This is a genomic window from Antrihabitans stalagmiti, assembly GCF_016482825.1.
Taxonomy (GTDB): Bacteria; Actinomycetota; Actinomycetes; order Mycobacteriales; family Mycobacteriaceae; genus Antrihabitans; species Antrihabitans stalagmiti.
The window spans coordinates 677,091-695,694 of the sequence record NZ_JAEMNV010000002.1; the positions used below are offsets into that span (position 1 = coordinate 677,091).

The 18,604-nt window shown below is 63.8% G+C and carries 14 protein-coding genes; 7 read left to right on the top strand and 7 right to left on the bottom strand.

The window, feature by feature from the left end:
* Positions 1-7: 7 nt before the first annotated feature.
* The 3 genes from fadD5 to JGU71_RS07480 are packed head-to-tail and all read right to left on the bottom strand — an operon-like array spanning position 8 to position 3,383.
* On the bottom strand, positions 8-1,576 hold the full coding sequence (fadD5, locus tag JGU71_RS07470) for a fatty-acid--CoA ligase FadD5 (protein ID WP_199703376.1): 1,569 nt from the start codon (positions 1,574-1,576) through the stop codon (positions 8-10).
* 5 nt (positions 1,577-1,581) lie between these two features.
* Positions 1,582-2,385 carry an enoyl-CoA hydratase gene (locus JGU71_RS07475; protein ID WP_199703377.1) on the bottom strand — a complete coding sequence of 268 codons (804 nt, stop codon included), beginning with the start codon at positions 2,383-2,385 and terminating at the stop codon, positions 1,582-1,584.
* A gap of 5 nt (positions 2,386-2,390) precedes the next feature.
* Positions 2,391-3,383, bottom strand: coding sequence for an NAD(P)H-dependent flavin oxidoreductase (locus tag JGU71_RS07480; protein ID WP_199703378.1), 993 nt, complete (start codon positions 3,381-3,383; stop codon positions 2,391-2,393).
* A 158-nt stretch (positions 3,384-3,541) separates the two neighbouring features.
* Between JGU71_RS07480 and JGU71_RS07485 the strand changes: the two genes are divergently transcribed.
* Complete coding sequence (locus tag JGU71_RS07485; RefSeq protein ID WP_199703379.1) at positions 3,542-4,795, top strand: TetR/AcrR family transcriptional regulator; 1,254 nt, start codon at positions 3,542-3,544, stop codon at positions 4,793-4,795.
* Between the two features lie 31 nt (positions 4,796-4,826).
* Complete coding sequence (locus JGU71_RS07490; protein ID WP_199703380.1) at positions 4,827-6,341, top strand: aldehyde dehydrogenase family protein; 1,515 nt, start codon at positions 4,827-4,829, stop codon at positions 6,339-6,341.
* Positions 6,342-6,353: 12 nt separating this feature from the next.
* Here the strand turns inward: JGU71_RS07490 and JGU71_RS07495 are convergent, their stop codons facing one another.
* Positions 6,354-7,130, bottom strand: coding sequence for an alpha/beta fold hydrolase (locus JGU71_RS07495; RefSeq protein WP_199703381.1), 777 nt, complete (start codon positions 7,128-7,130; stop codon positions 6,354-6,356).
* Positions 7,131-7,202: 72 nt separating this feature from the next.
* Positions 7,203-8,795 (bottom strand): aldehyde dehydrogenase family protein, encoded by a 1,593-nt coding sequence (locus JGU71_RS07500; RefSeq protein WP_199703382.1) that lies wholly within the window; start codon positions 8,793-8,795, stop codon positions 7,203-7,205.
* 168 nt (positions 8,796-8,963) lie between these two features.
* Here JGU71_RS07500 and JGU71_RS07505 point away from each other — a divergent pair, with 168 nt between their 5' ends.
* The 5 genes from JGU71_RS07505 to JGU71_RS07525 all read left to right on the top strand — a co-directional run bounded on the left by JGU71_RS07505 (position 8,964) and on the right by JGU71_RS07525 (position 13,522).
* Positions 8,964-9,659: a GntR family transcriptional regulator gene (locus JGU71_RS07505; protein ID WP_199703383.1), complete on the top strand. Its 696-nt coding sequence runs from the start codon at positions 8,964-8,966 to the stop codon at positions 9,657-9,659.
* Between the two features lie 100 nt (positions 9,660-9,759).
* Positions 9,760-10,722, top strand: coding sequence for an ATP-binding cassette domain-containing protein (locus JGU71_RS07510; RefSeq protein WP_199703632.1), 963 nt, complete (start codon positions 9,760-9,762; stop codon positions 10,720-10,722).
* Positions 10,719-11,531, top strand: coding sequence for an ABC transporter permease (locus JGU71_RS07515; RefSeq protein ID WP_199703384.1), 813 nt, complete (start codon positions 10,719-10,721; stop codon positions 11,529-11,531). Before JGU71_RS07510 ends, JGU71_RS07515 begins: the two co-directional genes overlap by 4 nt.
* A gap of 32 nt (positions 11,532-11,563) precedes the next feature.
* A complete protein-coding gene (locus JGU71_RS07520; protein ID WP_199703385.1) occupies positions 11,564-12,412 on the top strand; it encodes an ABC transporter permease in 849 nt (282 codons plus the stop codon).
* 153 nt (positions 12,413-12,565) lie between these two features.
* Positions 12,566-13,522, top strand: a complete 957-nt coding sequence (locus JGU71_RS07525; protein ID WP_199703386.1) for an esterase/lipase family protein — start codon at positions 12,566-12,568, stop codon at positions 13,520-13,522.
* A gap of 66 nt (positions 13,523-13,588) precedes the next feature.
* Here the strand turns inward: JGU71_RS07525 and JGU71_RS07530 are convergent, their stop codons facing one another.
* Positions 13,589-14,650 carry an alpha/beta hydrolase gene (locus JGU71_RS07530; protein ID WP_372433123.1) on the bottom strand — a complete coding sequence of 354 codons (1,062 nt, stop codon included), beginning with the start codon at positions 14,648-14,650 and terminating at the stop codon, positions 13,589-13,591.
* Positions 14,651-14,720: 70 nt separating this feature from the next.
* Positions 14,721-18,554, bottom strand: coding sequence for a non-ribosomal peptide synthetase (locus tag JGU71_RS07535; RefSeq protein WP_199703387.1), 3,834 nt, complete (start codon positions 18,552-18,554; stop codon positions 14,721-14,723).
* Positions 18,555-18,604 lie beyond the last annotated feature (50 nt).

Consider the following 18,604-nt stretch of genomic DNA (forward strand, 5'->3'; position numbering starts at 1 on the left):
ATCTCGCCTACTGGTTGCTCGCGTACTCCTTGCGCAACTGATGCTTGACGACCTTGCCGCTGGCGTTGCGTGGAAGCTCGTCGACAACGATCAAGTCCTTGGGGTGTTTGTACCTTGCGAGCCGTTCGTTCAGGAAGGGTTCCAGGTCGGCGAGTTCGACTCCGTCCGCTCCCGCTAGCGCGACGACCGCTACCGGAACTTCGCCCCATTTCTCGTCCGAACGACCGATGACCGCGGCTTCTCGAATCTTGTCGTGCGCGAACAACACGTTCTCGACCTCGGCGCAGTAGATGTTCTCCCCGCCCGAGATGATCATGTCCTTCTTGCGGTCGACGACGTAGACGAAACCCTCGTCGTCCTGGCGAACGAGATCCCCTGAATGGAACCAGCCGCCTGCGAACGCATCGGCGGTCGCTTCGGGTTTGTTCCAGTAGCCCTGCATGAGCGTCGGTCCGCGGTAGACGATTTCGCCGATCTCACCCGGTGCGACGTCGTTCATCTCGTCGTCGACGACCCGCGCCGCGATGGTCGGAATCACCCGACCGACGGAGCCGAGTTTGCGCAACGCATCCTTGCCTTCGAGAACACACGTGATCGGCGACATCTCCGTCTGACCGAAGACCGCAACATTGCGGGCGGCGGGGAACGTGTCCGACATGGCGCGCAGCACACTGTCGGACGCGGGTGCGGCACCCCAACTGATCGCCCGCAACGCGAGCTTGCGATTCGGCACGGAATCGTCGGCGCAGATGACCTGCCACTGCGCGGGCACGAGAAATACCGACGTCGCCTGCTCCTGCTCCCAGGCGTCCAACACTTCGGTCGCGTTGAAAGCGCCGAGCGGATGCACGACGGTCTTGCCGCCGAGCAGGATGGTCGGCGCGATGCTGCCGAGGCCGGCGATGTGGAACATCGGCGCGGCGCAGAAGGCGACGTCGTCGGAAACGGCTTCGAATGCCCGGATCGCGGTCAGCGCTTGGCTCTGCATGTTGACATGCGAGAGCACCGCGCCCTTGGGGCTGCCGGTTGTCCCCGAGGTGTACATGATGAGCGCAGGGGTGTCTTCGGGGATGTCGAGCGGTTCGTGACTCTCGCCCTGTTCGGCGACCAACGCCTCGTAGCCGAGTACGCCCTCTGCAGTGTCACCACCGACGACGATGCAGGTCGACAGGACCGGCGCCTGCGCGCGGACCGCAGCAACCAATGGTGCAAGCGGGGTGTCGGTGATGATCGTCTTCGCACCGCTGTCGGCGACGATATAGCCGATTTCGGGCGGCGTCAGCCGGAAGTTCACCGGTACCGCGATGGCGGCAAGGGCGTTGATCGCGAGCACCGATTCGATGTACTCGGGATGGTTGAGCATCAGAATCAGGACGCGGTCGCCCTTGGTGACACCCCGGCGCGACAGCGCATCTGCGAGAGCCTCCGAGCGGTCGTGCAACTGACGCCAGCTCGTGTCTTGACCCAGATAGCGGAAAGCTGTTGCATCCGGACGCATCTGGGCGTGCACCGCGACCTGGTTGTTCCAATGATTGCGGCGCGACCGCAGCGGCTCCGACAGTTCGGGTTTGGTCATTGTGGCTACGCCCCGAACTTTGCTGGACGCTTCTGCAACATCGCCATCGCGCCTTCTTGGAAGTCGGGCGAGGTAAGCAGTTCCGATTGCCCGACCTTCTCTCGCTCGAGGGCCGCGTCGAGCGCGGGGAGCGTCGCACTGTTGAGCGCCTGCTTGGCCAGCTCGAGCGCCCGCCGTGGTCCACTCGCGAGCTTGCGAGCCGCGGCGTCCACCGTTGCGTCGAGTTCGTCGGCCGGAAGCACTCCAGCGAACAAACCCGCCTCCTTCGCGGCGGCGGCGGGCAATCGTTGCCCGAGCAACGCCATCTCGGCGGCGAGTGCTCTGCCTGCGCTTGCCGCGATCATCGCCGCAGCGCCACCGTCCGGCATCAGCCCGATGTTGACGAACGCAAGGAGCAGGTAGGCGTCCTCGCTCGCGTAGACGAGGTCGGCGGCGACCGCGAGCGCGACACCGACGCCCGCTGCGGACCCCTTGACGCGCGCGATCACGGGTACCGGGGCGTCGATGATCGCTCGCACAACACGATTCGCTGCGTCCATGGTCATTTCCGGGGTGATACCCCGGCCGGCCTCGGCGACACTCGACGACAGGTCGGCGCCGGTACAGAAGGCACGATCGCCTTCGCCGGTGAGCACGACGACGCGGACCGACCTGTCGGTGGCAACACCGACGAACACGTCACCGAGCGCGACCATGGTGTCGTAGTCGAGTGCGTTCATCCGCTTCGGATTGGTGATGGTGACACGAAGTACGCCGTCGTCGTTGATCGCGGTGTATCGAGGCGCTTTTGTTGTTGTCGTCTCGGTCATGACGGTCAGCTCCTCGCTGTGACGGGTGCGGCGACCATTTCGTTCAGCCTGCCGGTGATGATGTCTTCAGCTTCATCGATCATCCGCGTCACCAGGTCGGCAACAGTCGGAATGTCGTGAATGAGACCCTGCGATTGCCCTGTGGTCCAGATGCCCGCGTCGAGGTCGCCCTCTTCGAAGACCTTGCGGCCGCGTTGACCGGAAACAAGATCGCGGATGTCGTCGAAAGAGCCGCCTGCCTTCTCGATCTCGACGACCTTGCGGCTGATCGCGTTGTCGGCGACGCGGGCGGTGTTGTTCAGCGTTCGGAAGATGAGTTTCGTGTCGAGTTCGCTGTTCGCGACGATCTGCTCCTTGACCTTCTGTGCCACACCGGATTCCTGCGTACACATAAAACGTGTACCCATGTTGACCCCGTCGGCGCCGAGCGCGAGTGCTGCGACCAAACCCTTGGCGTCGGCGATTCCACCCGATGCGATCATCGGAATCGTCAGGTGCCTCGCCGCGGCGGGGATCAGGATCAATCCGGGAATGTCGTTCTCACCGGGATGGCCCGCGCACTCGAAACCGTCGATGCTCACGCCGTCGACTCCGACCTGCTGCGCTTTCAGCGCGTGCTTCACGCTCGTGCATTTGTGCAGGACCTTGATGCCGTGGTCTTTGAGATGGGAGAGATGAGTCGCCGGATTTCCGCCTGCGATTTCGACGATCTTGATGCCGCTGTCGATGATGGCCTGACGATATTCCTCGTACGGCGGCGGCGTGATCGACGGCAGGATCGTGAGGTTCACGCCGAACGGCTTGTCGGTCAGCTCACGGGTGCGCGCGATCTCCTTGGTCAGGTCTTCGGGGGTCGGCTGCGTCAACGCGGTGATGAAACCGAGTGCGCCCGCATTGGCGACGGCAGCGACGAGTTCGGCGCGGCCGACCCACATCATTCCGCCCTGAACGATCGGGTGCTCGACACCGAACACCTCTGTGAACCGAGTACGCAACATTGCATCTCTTTCTGCTGTCGAAAGCGGGATCGAAAAGAACCGCTTCCGTTTTTTGCGAATCGTGGTTAACTTATGGACATCTTGGCAGGCTGTCAATACCGGGCCTACGGTAGGTGCCGCGGTGTGGCAAACTCGACGATTCGCAAGGGAGGCGGCAGATGACGACCGATCGTGCGACGACGACAACTCCGGTAAGGCGGCGCCCTCGCGACCGCAAGGCGCAGATCGTCAGAGTTGCAGCCAACGCGTTCGGCGAACGCGGGTATCACGCGGTCGGAGTGGACGAGATAGCCGCCGAGATCGGCATTTCGGGACCAGCTCTCTACCGGCATTTTCCGAACAAGTACGCACTCTTCGTCGCGACTGCGGATGCCATCGTCGACCGCCTGCTCGCCGTCACCGAGGCGCCGCAACACCTGCCCGACGCGCGCGATCGACTCGCGGCCACCGTGCACGAAATTGTTGCCGTGACGATCGACAACCGACGGTCCGGCGGTATCTACCGGTGGGAATCGCGCTACCTCGACGACCACGATCGTGAACGATTTCGCGTGCTGTGGGACGAGGTGAACCAGCGGGTGGCGCGTCCGCTGCACGAACTGCGGCCCCGGCTGCCCGAGAGCGACATCGCCATGCTTGCGGCCGCAACCCTCAGCGTCATCGCGAGCATCACCGTGCACCGCATCGCACTGAGCGCCGGCCGCACCGAAGCGCTGATCGACGGCCTGGCACGCTCGGTGCTCGAATGCGAACTCCCTACTGCACCAACCGAACTCGCGGCCTCGACCCGACACGATGGCGGTCTTGCAGTCGCAGCGAAACGCGAGTCGCTGATTGCGGCCGCCCTCGAGATCTTCGACAAACGCGGGTATCACGAGGCGACGATCGAGGAGATCGGCGTCGTTGCAGGCATCACCGCGTCGAGCGTGTACCGCTACTTCGCAGGCAAGGCCGAGATTCTCGCCGCGGTGTTCTACCGCGCAAGCGAACGTCTCGCCGTTGCGACCTCGGACGCCCTCGGCGAAGCAGCCGATCCAGCAGCGGCCATGGACAATCTGGTCACTCGTTACGTGCGCCTCGCCTTCGTCAATCCAGCGCTGATCTCCGTCTACTTCGCAGAATTCGGCAACCTGCCTGCCCGCGAACGCAGCGACCTTCGTGCCCTACAGAGCCAGCACATCGAAGAATGGGTGCACCTGCTGACGGCGCAGTTCCCCGGCCTCGGCACGGTTGCTGCCCGCTTCCGCGTGCACGCTGCACTCGGACTCGTGCTCGATGTCGGCAGGTTGATCCGCTTCGACAACTCCCCGCAGAGCCGTGCACGCGTCGCGACGTTGATGAAGACCGTGCTGCGAGCAGGCGCACCCGCAAGCGATGCACATCCCGACGACGCAGCAACACCAACGCTCTGACACCGACACCGACGAAAACGTAAGGAACACGATGACCTCAGCACCAGTCGCACCACCTCGGACGAGCCGGCCCGCGATCCTCGAATCGATCGACCCCGCGACGGGTGCCGTCATAGCCGAATGGCCGATCCACGACAGCGAAGGCGTCGCCGCTGCGGTGTCGCGCGCCCGTGTCGCCGCAAGCGTCTGGCGGGAACTCGACTTCGAAGGCCGGAAGCGGGCGTTGCTGCGTTGGGCGTCGTATCTGAGCAACCATGCCGACGAGCTGTGCGAACTGGTGCTCCGCGAAAACGGTAAGCCAGCCGAGGACGCCTATCTCGAGTTGGTGCTCGTCCTCGAACACATCGACTGGGCCGCGAAGAACGCCAAGAAAACGTTGTCGCCGAAGAAGGTCTCGCCGGGATTGTTCATGGCGAACTGCGAAGCGGTCATCGAGCAACGTCCGCTCGGCGTCGTCGGCGTCATCGGACCATGGAACTATCCCGTCTACACGCCGAACGGGTCGATCGCCTATGCGCTCGCGGCGGGTAACGCGATCGTGTTCAAGCCGAGCGAGTACACGGTCTCTATCGGCCACTTCTACGCGGACGCCTTTGCCGAAGCCAATCCCGAACTGCCACTTGGCATTCTGTCGGTAGTCAACGGCTACGGCGAGACCGGTGCGGCGCTGGTGACCTCCGGGGTCGACAAGATTGCCTTCACCGGATCGACCGCGACCGGCAAACGCATCATGGCCGCCGCCGCAGCGAACCTGACCCCTGTCCTACTCGAATGCGGCGGTAAGGACGCAGCGATCGTCGCCGACGACGCCGACCTGACGGCAGCAGCGGACGCCATCGCCTGGTCGGTTGCGTCGAACAGCGGCCAGACGTGTGCGGGCACCGAGCGGATCTATGTCGTCGAGAGTGTGTACGACGCCTTCGTCGAGAAGCTCGCGAAGAATCTTCGCAACATCAAGCCGGGATCCGACGCCAAGGCCGCGTACGGACCCATGACGATGCCGAGCCAGATCGAGGTCGTTCGACGCCACATCGCCGACGCACTCGACAAGGGTGGTCGCGCGATCGTCGGTGGACTCGATTCGATCAAGGGCTCCTACATCGAACCGGTCGTCCTCGTCGACGTGCCCGAGGACTCGCTCGCCGTTGCCGAGGAGACGTTCGGGCCGACCGTCACGGTCCGGTCGTGCAAGAGCATCGACGAAGCGATCGAACTCGCCAACGATTCTGCCTACGCGCTCGCCTCGACTGTCTACTCACGTAAGAACGGAATGGAGATCGCGCGCAAACTTCGGGTCGGCGCGACCTCGGTCAACTCGGTGTTGGCATTCGGAGCCATCTCGACGTTGCCGTTCGGTGGCGTCGGCGAATCGGGTATCGGCCGGATCCACGGCGAAGAGGGAATGCGCGAGTTCACTCGTTCACATTCGATCGCTCGTCAGCGATTCGCGATACCAGGAATGGAACTGCTGTCGTTCTCGCGGAAGGCATCGACGGTGTCGATGATCCGCAAGATCATCGGCTTCCGGCACGGCCGGCACACCTGAGCTCGTCGAGTGTCAGCCGAGGATCGCGTCGACACATCCCGCCGGATCGTCCGCGAACGGAACATGCCCTGATCCGCGCAGTACGACGTGGGAGGCCTTCGGCAACGCCGCCCTGGCACGCGCGGCTTGCGTTCGGTAGAAGAGCAGCGCGTCGCGAGTCCCCCACGCAACGGTCACCGCAACGTCGTCGAGTTCGTTGCCACGCTCGAAGTCGTAACCCGCAAACGACGCCGCTGCATCGTCGAATCCCGTTGCCAGCAGCAGACCTTCGAGGTCGCCCTGCTTCTGTTGTTCGGCGACGAGGTGCGGCTTGCCGTAGGTGAGCCGCAGCATGTTGCCGCCTGCGCGGGTGTGAACCACGCGAGAAAGCTGCAGCGGTGCGAGCTTGCCGAGCGCGCGCGTCTTCGAAAGGGCCTGTTGGCACCAGATCCGTTCGGCCTTGGTCCAGAACCCGATCGGCGACACGGCAGTCACCTTGCTGACAACCCCACGGCGACCCAGTTCCAGCGCGATGGCACCACCCATGGAGTTGCCTGCGACTTCCGGCTTCTCCAGACCGAGGTCGTCGATGAAGTTCGCGACTCGATCGACGTATCGATACACCCCGCCCGGACCGTCCACCGCGGACGACCCGAATCCGGGTAGATCGACGGCGATCACGTCGCGGCGTTCGGCGAGTGCGGGCGCGATGGGGTTCCACACCTCTTTGCGGCTGCCGAGGCCGTGCACGAGAACAAGCGGTGCACCGGTACCCCGGCGGTTGTATACGAGTCCGTTCGACTCCGGCACGTGAGCTCCTCTGCTGGATCGGCCGCCCAAGGCTATGCCGCCGAAGAGATTATTGGCAATCAGTCAACAGCGTTACCGAGCATGCCGTGTCTTGAACACCCACTTCGACAATCGCAGATGCCGTGCTTTGCGGTCCATCGTCAACAGGTGCAGCGGCGCGCGACGCTTCTGCCTGGCAATCGATTTGACCCGCGAGAACTCCCGCAACCCGTCGGCGCCGTGAATACGCCCGAAACCGGAATCGCCGACACCACCGAACGGAAGCGCTGCAACACCGGCGAAGCCGAGTACGGAGTTGATCGTGACCACACCGGCTCGCAGCCGTTCGGCGACCCACTGACCGGTCCGGGTATCACGGGTGAACACCGAGGCACCCAGCGCGTAGGACGTTGCGTTCGCCCGTGCGATCGCCTCCGACAGATCACGCACCCTGTTGATGACGAGCACCGGACCGAACGTTTCCTCGGTGACGGCAATGCTGTCTTCGGGAACGTCGACGAGCACTATCGGCTGGATGTAGGGCTCACGTATCGAGTCCAAGCCCCCGACCACCGCCGTTCCGCCTTTGTCGAGAGCGTCGCGGACGTGATTGCGAACCACCTCGACCTGCGCTTCGCGAGTCATCGGGCCGTACGCCGCGCCACGGTCCGCACCTGGCTTCAGTTTGCGGGCCTTCTTCTCGACCAATGCGACGAAATCGTCGAAAACCGTCTCGACGGCGTACACGCGCTCGACTCCCACGCAGGTCTGACCCGCGTTGCCCATGCCGCCGAATACGGCAGCCTCGGCGGCGTCGTCCAATTTGGCGTCGGCGCCGACGATCATGGCGTCCTTGCCACCGCCCTCGATGACGGCAGGGGTCAGCGACTCCGCACAGATTGCAAGGACCTTGCGCGCCGTGGCGGCCGATCCGGTGAAGGCGACCTTGTCGACGCGTGATCGGCACAGCGCTGCGCCGGTGTCGGCGTCGCCCGTAACCACTTGAAAGACAGGCTGGTTCGGCGCGAGCGTGCGCCACGTTTCGGCAAGCCAGGTTCCGGTTCCCGGAGTGAGCTCGCTCGGCTTGAACACCACCGCGTTTCCGGCCGCGAGCGCGTAGGCGATCGATCCCATCGGCGTGTAGACCGGGTAGTTCCACGGCCCGATCACACCGACAACGCCGAGAGGCTCGTAGCCGACCGAGCTGGCCTGATTGATCGCAACGAGACCGGAGCGAACCTTGTGGCGGTCGAGCACCTTGCCCGCGTTCTTTGCGGCCCAATCGAGGTGCTCGACGGCGAGCATCACCTCGAGCCAGGCGTCGTCGTGCGGCTTGCCGGTTTCCTGAACGACAACTTCGACGAGATCGGCTGCGCGCTTGGCGATCGCCTTCTTCCAGTCGAGCAACCAGCGCTTGCGTCCGGCCGAGCCGAGGCCCGCCCACCACCTCTGCGCCGACTTGGCTTCCCGAATCGTCCGGGTGACCTCGTCGGCGCCCATCATCGCGTAGTCGCCGAGCAGTTCGCTCGTGCGCGGGTCGTAGGACGTCAGAACGAGCGACCGATGCTCGACGCCGTTCGGCGTGGCTTTCGTCTGCTCGGTCTTCGTCTGCTCGGTCTCCGTAGGCGACGTCGCTGTCGCTGTCGGTGCTGTCTGGGGCGGGGAATTCTGCGCCGAATCCGTCATGGGCTCCCTCCCTGGCGATCACATCAAATATATGTGATGTGATGTAATGATTGCTCTGTTCAACACTAGTGGCGCTCTCGACTCTCGCCAAGGTTTCGCGCTACCTCCATCATGCCCGACCGACGCAAAACGTTTGTTCGCCAATCGAATTCAGCGAAGGAGAAACCGATGTCAGCCTCGGTACCGTCTTCGTCGCGAGGACTCGGAGCGTTACGACGGCGTCCGCAACTCTCCGACGACGTCGCGTCGCACGTTCGCGGCCTCATCATGTCCGGGACGATCCGACCCGGCGACTTCGTCAGACTCGACGAGACGGCGGCCGAACTCGGCGTCAGCGTCACTCCCGTACGCGAAGCACTGCTGACGCTGCGCGGCGAAGGACTCGTCGAACTGGTCCCGCACAGGGGATATGTCGTTGCACCGCTCGATCGCACCGACATCACCGATCTCTTCTGGCTGCAAAGCGAGATCGCGCAGAAACTGGCCGTGCGAGCGACCGGACGAACCGACCCCGAAACCATTGCCGAGTTGACGAAGATCAACAACCAACTGGCACGAGCAGTCTCCGACGGCGACGTCGAACGAATCGAGACGCTCGAGTTCACCTTCCACCGCAAGTTGAATCTGGTCGCGAATGCGTCCAAGTTGTCCTGGTTCCTGCTCAGCGCGACGAGATACACCCCGGCACGCTTCTACTCGGCAACGCCCGAATGGGGTGTCGAAGCGGTCGCGAGTCACACACGACTACTCGCGGCGATCACCGCGGGCGACGCGGTCGCGGTGGGCGCTGAAACCCGTTCGCATTTCGACGACGGCGCGCAACGATTGGTCGCACACCTGGAGACCACCGGAATGTGGGATTGACGCCGGGTAGCATCGAGCGACGAAGCCTCGCGACGTGAGCACACCGCGCACACGGGAGGCTCTCGCCATTCACCCGAGATCGGCCGACAGTGGAGAGTTGATGCCCTACTTGCAGGATGCTGCGGTCGTCGTCGACTCCGTATACAAGTCGTTCGGGAACGTCTCTGCCCTCAACGGCATCAGCTTCTCGGCCGCGCGCGGTCAGGTGCTGGGAATTCTCGGCCCCAACGGCGCGGGCAAGACGACGACGGTCAAAATTTTGTCGACTCTGATGCGGCCCGATTCCGGCAGTGCAACCGTCGCAGGATTCGACGTCACCTCCGATGCGCCTGCCGTGCGACGTTCGATCATGATGACCGGCCAATACGCCGCGCTCGACGAGAACCTGTCCGGGCGCGAGAATCTCGAACTCTTCGGCAGGCTCATGGGCCTACGCAAGAGCGCGGCGCGCAAACGCGCCGACGATCTGCTCGAAGAATTCGACCTCGTCGAAGCCGGCCGACGATCGGTACACGACTACTCGGGTGGCATGCGTCGCCGCGTCGATCTTGCGTGCGGACTCGTCGTTCGGCCCGAGGTCGTCTTCTTGGACGAGCCGACCACCGGGCTGGACCCGCGTAGTCGCCAGGGTGTGTGGGCATTGGTCACCGCACTGAAGGAGCAGGGCATCACTGTGCTGCTGACCACGCAGTATCTGGAAGAAGCCGATCAGCTCAGCGACAACATCATCGTCATCGACAAGGGCACCGTCATCGCCGAAGGCACCGCCGATCAGTTGAAGTCCCGCACAGGCGGGTCCTACTGCGAGGTCGTCCCGCTCGATCCCCTGCAGGTCGGCGCGGCAGCAGATGCACTCGGTGAACTCGTCCCCGCGACGGTTCGAGCCGAACTGAACGGGTCGGATCGCCTGTCGATCCCCGCTCCCGACGGCGCAAACACCCTGTCGGAAGCGCTGCGCAGACTCGATGCCGCGGGCATTTCACTCGCCGACATCGCTCTTCGCCGCCCCTCGCTCGACGACGTGTTCCTGTCGATCACCGGCCACGCGGGCACCCACTCGTGACGGCGTCCACACTCGCGTCGGCGTCCATCTGGAGCGACGACCTCACTCACCGTCCGAAACCTACCGGCCTGTCGCAATGGTGGACGCTCACCGCCCGCGTGCTGAAGATGATGCTCTTCAAGGGCGAGTTGTTGATCGCGGTCATCATTCCGCTGATCTTCACCCTCAGCTTCTATCTGCCGTTGAAGTTCGTCATGTCGCTCGGGGGTATCGACTACGCGCAGTACGTCATGCCGATCATCGTGCTGCAGTCGATGGGCTTCACCGCGATGTCGACCGCACAGCGGTCCGCTGCCGAGGCGATGACCGGTCTGACTGCTCGGATCCAAACGATGCCTGTCGCACCGCTCGCAATGATCGGCGCGCGCATCGTCAGTGGGTTCGTCAGATCGTCCGTCGCACTCGGTGCCTCGATCGGTTACGGCTATTGGATCGGCTTCCGGTTCAACGACGTGGCGCAGGGCGCGCTGTTCTGCGCGTTCGCGCTCGGAGTCAGCATCGTGCTTTCGCTCGGCGCGGATGCGCTCGGCACGTTGACGAAGAGCCCCGCCGCGGTGAGCCAGGCAATCACGTTGCCGTATCTCATCCTCGGCATGCTGTCGTCCGGCTTCACGCCGGTCGACAGGTTTCCGGACTGGATCGAGCCGTTCGTCCGCAACCAGCCGATCACACATTTCGCCTACGTTCTACGTGACCTTGCCGCAGGCGGAGTGACGGCCGAGGTGGCGTTGCCCGCACTACTGTGGCTCGGGGCCTTGGCGGCGATACTCGTACCGCTCGGCCTCTGGGCAGGGACGAGACGCGAATGACCGAGACCCGAACGACCGGAACGTCCACACCGATGTCAACAGCTACCTCCGCAACGCGGAAGGTGCGCTTCCCCGCTGTTCACCAGCGGCTTGCCGAGAACTCGTTCGCCGCATTGCTGCGGCACAGCCTCATCCACTGCAAGCGGTTGCTGTTCATGTGGCTGCGTGACAGCACGACGACGGTCCAGGCGATCCTGTACCCCGCCCTCACCTTGCTGATGTTCTGGGTGGTGCTCGGCGAGCAGATCACCAACGCAACACGCAACGGTGCGCCGAGCGTGTTCGGTACGACGGCGATGATCACGCTCATCGCGGCCATGACGGGGTCGCTGGTCAGCGCGATCGGGTTGCATGCCGAGGCGTCGTCGGGCCTGCTGGCGCGATTCGCGACCCTGCCGATTCACCGCGCGTCCGGGTTGATCGGCCGAATGCTCGCCGAAGCCATCCGCATGACCATCACGACGGTTGTCATTATCACCGTCGGCGTCGTGCTCGGCTTTCGTTTCCATCAGGGTCCGGTCGCTGCCCTTGCGCTGCTCACCATCCCCGTCATCTTCGGCATGGCCTTTGCGATGTTCGTCACCACTCTCGGCACCGTCAAGACCAAGGCACCGTTGGTGGACATCGTCTCGATCGTCGTGACGTTGCTGATGTTCTTCAACACCGGTTTCGTACCGGTTTTCGCCTATCCGGTGTGGTTGCAGGACACTGTGGCGAACCAGCCGATGTCCTGCGCGATCGACGCGATGAAGGGTTTGTCCTTCGGCGGACCCGTCGCGGAACCACTTCTGAAGACCATTATCTGGTCGGTCGGGATTATGGCGATTTTTGCCCTCCCCGCTATTCGCGGCTACAGTCGGGCCGCGAACGAAGGTCCATAACGTTTTGTAATAAAAGAACCGTTATCATAACGAATTCTTTACATTTCGTACCTTTGATACCATGAGCACCACTAGTAACAGCACCGCTAGTGGTAGAAATCCAGAGCTCGGGGGCGATGGCTCGCTGCCCCACGGCTCCAGGAGGCCCAAACAATGACCACGCTGTCCCGACTATTCTGCGTGGCCGCAGCGGCGGCAGTGTCGCTCTCGGCAACTGCAGTTATAACCCCGACAGCCGCGGCGGAACCCACCACTCCCGGATCCAGCACCAGCGAACCGGTACCCGGGTACGACCTGATGGGCACGCCGCCCGAAGGTAGCAACGACTGGGATTGCAAACCGACTGCTGCACACCCCCGGCCGATCGTGCTTGTGCACGGCACCGGTTCGAGCATGCAACAGGTGTTCCCGGTCCTCTCCCCTGCTTTGAAGGAGGAGGGGTACTGCGTCTTCGCCCTCAACTACGGCGGCATACCGACCTGGTACAACTCGAAGCAGATCATCTGGGGTGTCGCAGACATCAAGCGCTCGGCCTACGAACTGTCCACCTTCGTCGACGCGGTGCTCGCGCGCACGGGCGCAGGCCAGGTCGACCTGGTCGGACACTCGCAGGGTGGCGTAGTGGCGCGCCAGTATCTCAAGTTCGGCGGTGGTGCCGATACCAGCGATCCCGCCCGCAACAAGGTTGGCTCACTGGTAGCGCTCGGCCCGACCAACCACGGCACCACGTTCAACGGTCAGCAGCAGCTCTACAACGTGCTCGCGCAGACCGGCCTCAGCGCCGATGTCATCAATTGGGTCATCTTCGGTCTCGCGGGCAGGCAGCAGCTCGTCGGATCGCGTCTCATCAACGACCTCAACGCGACGAGCGAAACGATGCCCGGCATCAACTACACGATCATTGCCGCGAAGGACGACGACGTCGTCACCCCGCCGGAAAGCTCGTTCCTCGCTTCCGACGGAGGCAATGTCCGCAACATCTGGGCACAGGACGGTTGCCCAGGCCCGGTCGGCCACAGCGGTCTGATGTTGCTGCCCCGCCCGATCTACCTGATTCAGACAGCGCTCGACCCGGGATACGCGGACAAACACGCCGCACCCTGCCCGTAGCAAGACAGCAACAAACCGGCCCTCCGCTCACGTGAGCGGAGGGCCGGTTTTGCTTTCGGTGCCGGTTCAGATACCTAACGGGCCTGCGATCACAGGCCAGGAGGACTTGAAGTCGTCCTCCCAGTAACCCCAGGAATGCGTTCCCGAGTTACGGAAGTTGAACGTCGCGGGGATGCCGAGCTGGTTCAGCTTGTTCTGCATGTTGTGCGAGCAGTAGTTCGTCGCCGCTTCGATGATCCCACCAATGACGATCTGGTTCGCAAGGCCCTCGACGCCAGGCAGCGAGTGCGAATCGCCGAGTTGGTCGTGGATGCCAGGCAGCCCGTTGCCGTTCGAGATGTACAGCGCGGTCCCACGCAGCTTCTCCGCATGGATGTACGGATCGTTCTCCGCCCACATCGGATCGTCGTCGGCGCCGTACATGTTCTTCACCTTGCCGCCGCCCCAGGTTTCGACCGTCAACTTCACGAACTCCTGACCGATCGGGTCGGCGGTCTGCGCGCAGCCGCTATAGGACGCGACACTCTTGTACAGGCCCGGTGAGGATTGCGCGACGTTGAGGACCGACGTGCCAGACGAGGACAGTCCCGCGATCGCGTTGTTGCCGTCGGTACCCAAGCCCGCGTCGACAATGGGCGGCAACTCCTGGGTGAGGAACGTCTTCCACTTGTTGGTGCCGAGGACGGGGTCGGGGCTCTTCCAGTCGGTGTAGTAACTCCACGCGCCGCCACGAGGCGACACCGTGTTGACGTTTTTGTCGTCGAGAAACTCACCGACCGTCGTGCGCAGCTTCCAGGATGCCGCGTCGACGCCGCCGCCTGCACCGTTCAGCAGGTACAGCGTCGGGCGCGGAACGCTTGTGTCCGCGGGGCGCTGCACCTCGACCTCGAACGTCTCGTCCATCGAAGCGGAGTGCACATAGATCGACAGGTTGCGGTTGTCGTGCAAGACGACCTTCTCCACGTACGAGCCGTTCGCGGACGTGACGTTCGCAAGGAGTGCACCGTTCGCGATGATGGGATCGGCTGCGGCACTGGGGACCCCGACGAACGGAAGCACCACGAACGCTGCGCCGACCAGGGCGAGCTTCGCAGCCATCGACGATCGACGGGACGCTGAACGTCGCATCAGGAAATCCACCTCACGTTGGTACTTGTTCGAACCCAGGCATCGTAGCTGGACGGAATCCTCCTTCGGCTCATGCCGTCCGAAGACGATCGCGCACCGTGCTCAGCCTGTCGTCCCTGCCGCTCGCCGAAAAGGATCGCAGCAGATCACCGACGGTCCCGTGGAAGCCCGCGGCAATCCGCTCCAGCAGAACAGTGAATCGAGATACGACGCGCGCGACGGTCTCCGCATCGAACACGGCAGTCGGATAGATGAGCGCACCCTCCACGCCGGCGGGACGGCGATCCGCGGTGTAGTGGTCGCGGATGGCGAACTCCAGATCGTGTTTGGCCCGTACCGCTGCGATGGGATAGGACGCCAAGCCGACCACACCGTCGACCACGTGCACGTCGGCAACGATGGTGTGCAGAATCAGCGTGGCGCGGAACAGCGGTTCGGACGCTGATGCGCCGTGCTCCCGCAACGCGCGAAGCAAACGTGGGTTGGACGTGTCCGGATGGGCGAAAGCGCCGAACACTACCTCGCGGACCTCGCGCAGGTACTCCGCAAGGGAGTCCGCGTCCTCGAACCGGATTCGCATCAGGACGTCGTCGGAGAAATTGCCGACGAGACCGTCGAGCCGCTCGTCGCTGCGGCCGGCGAGCGAGGTGGCGACAGTGACATCGGCGCTTTCCCCGAAGGCACCGACGACCAGCGCGAACGCGGCCTGCAGAATCATGAACAGGCTCATTCCGCGCTGTTCGGCAAGGTCGAGAAGCTGCGCGTGCAGCAGGCCGTCCAGTGCGAACGGGATCGTCGCGCCTGCCGTGCACCGCACCGTCCCGACCGGTCGATCCGTGGGAAGATCCAGCCGAGCTGGGCGGTCCGCGAGTGTCGCGAGCCAGTACCGCAGTGCAGCGCCGGCAGGACTGTTCGCGTCCCGCTCGTCCCCGAGTTCGGCGCGTTTGTCCATGACGTAATCGCGGTAGCGAAGCGGCAGCGCTGGCCATGTCGGCGCAACACCGTTGCGGCGAGAGTCGTAGGCCACGAGCATGTCTCGAAGCAGCGGTCCGAACGAAAGTGCGTCTCCCGAGATGTGATGCAGCACGATGACGAGGACGGTGCGATGCGGCCCGATCTCGAACAGCCGAAGCCGCAGTGGAAGCTCGATCGACACATCGAACCCCCGATGGACGAACGACTCGATCGCACTGTCGAGCGCGACCGCCGACGTCCGCACTGTCTCCAGATCCACAACGACGTCGGACATCGGGTCGACAACCTGCGCAGGTCCGTAGTCCGTCGACGGGTACCGCGTACGCAACGGCTCGTGGCGCTCCAGCACGTCGAGTACGGCAGCTTCGAGGTGCTCGATGTCGATCTCTTCGACGATCTCGAATGCCGCCTTCATGTTCCAGTCGCCGTTCCGACTGCCGAGGACGTCGTGCCACATCCTTTCCTGCGCGGGCGCCAACGGAATGTGCTGTGCCAGATCGTCGTTGCCGATCAGGTTTGCTGCGGGATCCTGGTTCCACTGCGCATATGCGGTGTCGCTGAGGTCCAGTGGTCGCCAGGTCGGCTGCGGTCCTGCGGCACGCTCGGCATAGGCAACCGCCAGCTCTGCTGTGAGGCCGCGCATCGAAAGTTCGTCGGCGACGATGTGGTGTGCGACGAAACCGAGCACGTACTCCGACGGTTCGGCTGCCACACCGGCACCCGCATCGGAGGCCGGTTCGATTCGAAACAGCCTCGCACGCAACGGAACTTGAGACGCGATGTCGAAACCCGTGAGGGCGAGATCGAGAAAGCGCCGGAGGAGGTCCGGTGCAGCAACGCTTTCGACCTCGAGTTCGGGAAACGCTCGGGCCGCGGCAAGCACCACCGGATAGGGCCCGTCATAGCCGGTCGGGTAGTACGTCCGCAGCGATTCGTGTCGTTCGACGACAGCCTGCGCTGCCTCTGCCAACGCGGACACATCGAGTCGACCGCTCAGGCTTACGGCAAGCGGAATGTCGTCGATCGCCGACGCGGTGTCGAACTGGTTGGAGAACCAAGACCGCTGCTGCGCGATCGACAATGCCGAAGGACTCCGTGTTTCGTTGTCCGACAACAGATCTGCACCAGCGGATTGCGCCAGTGCCGCGGCTGCAAATCCGGCGACCGTCGGCGCATCGAACAACGTCGGGACCAGAATTCGAATGCCCATCCTCGCTCCGAGACGGGCAACCACCTTCACCGCGGTAAGTGAATCGCCACCGAGTGCGAAGAAGTTGTCGTCGGCTCCTACCCGCGCGACACCAAGCACGTCGGCGAACACCTCCGCGACGACCTGCTCGGTCGGCGTACTCGGCAATCGGTATTCGCAGACCGGCCTGACGGGGTCGGGCAGAGCGGCTCGATCGATCTTGCCGGCTGCGGTGAGCGGAAATTCGGCGAGCAGAACAAACGTGGTTGGAATCAGCTGACTCGGTAGCCGCTCGGTTAGGTAGCGACGCAACTCGTCGAGGTTCGGCGTCGCGTTCGACGCAGCGATCAGGTACGACGCCAAGTGCGCCGCAGTCGAATCATCTTGTCGCACAATAGTTGCCGACATTGCCACAGCCGGGAAAGTCGAGATCGCGGCATCGATCTCGCCTGTTTCGATTCGGAAGCCACGCAACTTCACCTGCGCGTCGTTGCGCGCGACGAAAGACAGAACGCCGTCGTCGTCGCGCCGCACGAGATCACCGGTTCGATACAGGCGGGCGCCAGGATCACCGTACGGATCGGCTACGAACCGGGAAGCCGTCAACGCCGACCTCATGTGGTACCCACGTGCCACACCACTACCGGCGAGGTACAACTCGCCGACCGCGCCGAACGGCACAGGCCGCAGCTTGGCGTCCAACACGTACTGCCGCACACCATGAATCGGCCCACCGACGGAGACCTCGGCACCCGCGACGAGCGGCGCGCTGATGTTGCACGCCACAGTTCCCTCCGTCGGTCCGTAGGCATTGAAGAACTGCCGAACTACGCCGGAGCCGACCGGGCGTGCCCAGGATCGAACCAACGCAGGCGGACATACGTCACCGCCGACAACGACCACTGCCAAATCATCCAACCCGGCCGGGTTCAGCGAAGCCAGCGCCGCGGGAGTGAGGAACGCGTGGGTCACGCGCTCCTCGCGCAGCAGTTCCGCCAGGTCCGGACCCCCGAGCACGTTTGGCCCCGCAACGACCATCGTGGCTCCCGCACCGAGCACAAGCAGCCATTCCAGAATCGAAGCATCGAAACTCGGCGACGCGAAATGCAGTACGCGCGAAGCAGCGGTCACGCCCGTCCTCGTCCGCAACTCGTCGGTCAGGTTCTGCAGACCCGAGTGCGTAACGACCACACCTTTCGGCGTGCCCGTCGAACCCGACGTGTAGATGACGTAGGCAGGATGCGCCACCTGCAAGGTTCTGATTCGATCCGAGTAGCTGACAGGATGTGACGGCTGCTCGGCGAGTTCACGTCGCGAGTGTTCGTCGTCCAGCACGAACCACTCCACGGTGTCGGGCAGCGACGGTCGAACGGCAGCGATCGTGATGCCGACGCTCGCGGCGGAATCGGCGACAAGGAAACCGATCCGCTGGGTTGGATAGGACGGATCGACCGGAACGTAGGCCGCTCCCGACTTGGCAACCGCCCACAGTGCGCTGATCGAGGCGACGGATCGTGGCAACGCGACAGCGACGGAGTCGCCAGGACCTGCTCCGCGTGCGATGAGGACGCGGGCAAGCCGTGACGACGTCACGTCGAGATCGGCGTAGGTCAACGACTCCGTGTCGCACACCACAGCAGTTGCCGCCGGATCGACTTCGACTGCGGCGGAGATCAATTGCGGCGCCATCGCGACTTTCTCGCGACGCCGACCCTGGCGGGCAACCCTCTCTTTGCGCACGATCGCTCACCCACGTTCCTCGCTGGACCTCCGCGGCCTGCGAGGATCGG

Coding starts and splice junctions, on each gene's coding strand:
- fadD5 (WP_199703376.1), bottom strand. CDS start 1,576: ATGACCAAACCCGAACTGTCGGAGCCGCTGCGGTCGCGCCGCAATCAT.
- JGU71_RS07475 (WP_199703377.1), bottom strand. CDS start 2,385: ATGACCGAGACGACAACAACAAAAGCGCCTCGATACACCGCGATCAAC.
- JGU71_RS07480 (WP_199703378.1), bottom strand. CDS start 3,383: ATGTTGCGTACTCGGTTCACAGAGGTGTTCGGTGTCGAGCACCCGATC.
- JGU71_RS07485 (WP_199703379.1), top strand. CDS start 3,542: ATGACGACCGATCGTGCGACGACGACAACTCCGGTAAGGCGGCGCCCT.
- JGU71_RS07490 (WP_199703380.1), top strand. CDS start 4,827: ATGACCTCAGCACCAGTCGCACCACCTCGGACGAGCCGGCCCGCGATC.
- JGU71_RS07500 (WP_199703382.1), bottom strand. CDS start 8,795: ATGACGGATTCGGCGCAGAATTCCCCGCCCCAGACAGCACCGACAGCG.
- JGU71_RS07505 (WP_199703383.1), top strand. CDS start 8,964: ATGTCAGCCTCGGTACCGTCTTCGTCGCGAGGACTCGGAGCGTTACGA.
- JGU71_RS07510 (WP_199703632.1), top strand. CDS start 9,760: ATGCCCTACTTGCAGGATGCTGCGGTCGTCGTCGACTCCGTATACAAG.
- JGU71_RS07520 (WP_199703385.1), top strand. CDS start 11,564: ATGTCAACAGCTACCTCCGCAACGCGGAAGGTGCGCTTCCCCGCTGTT.
- JGU71_RS07525 (WP_199703386.1), top strand. CDS start 12,566: ATGACCACGCTGTCCCGACTATTCTGCGTGGCCGCAGCGGCGGCAGTG.
- JGU71_RS07530 (WP_372433123.1), bottom strand. CDS start 14,650: ATGCGACGTTCAGCGTCCCGTCGATCGTCGATGGCTGCGAAGCTCGCC.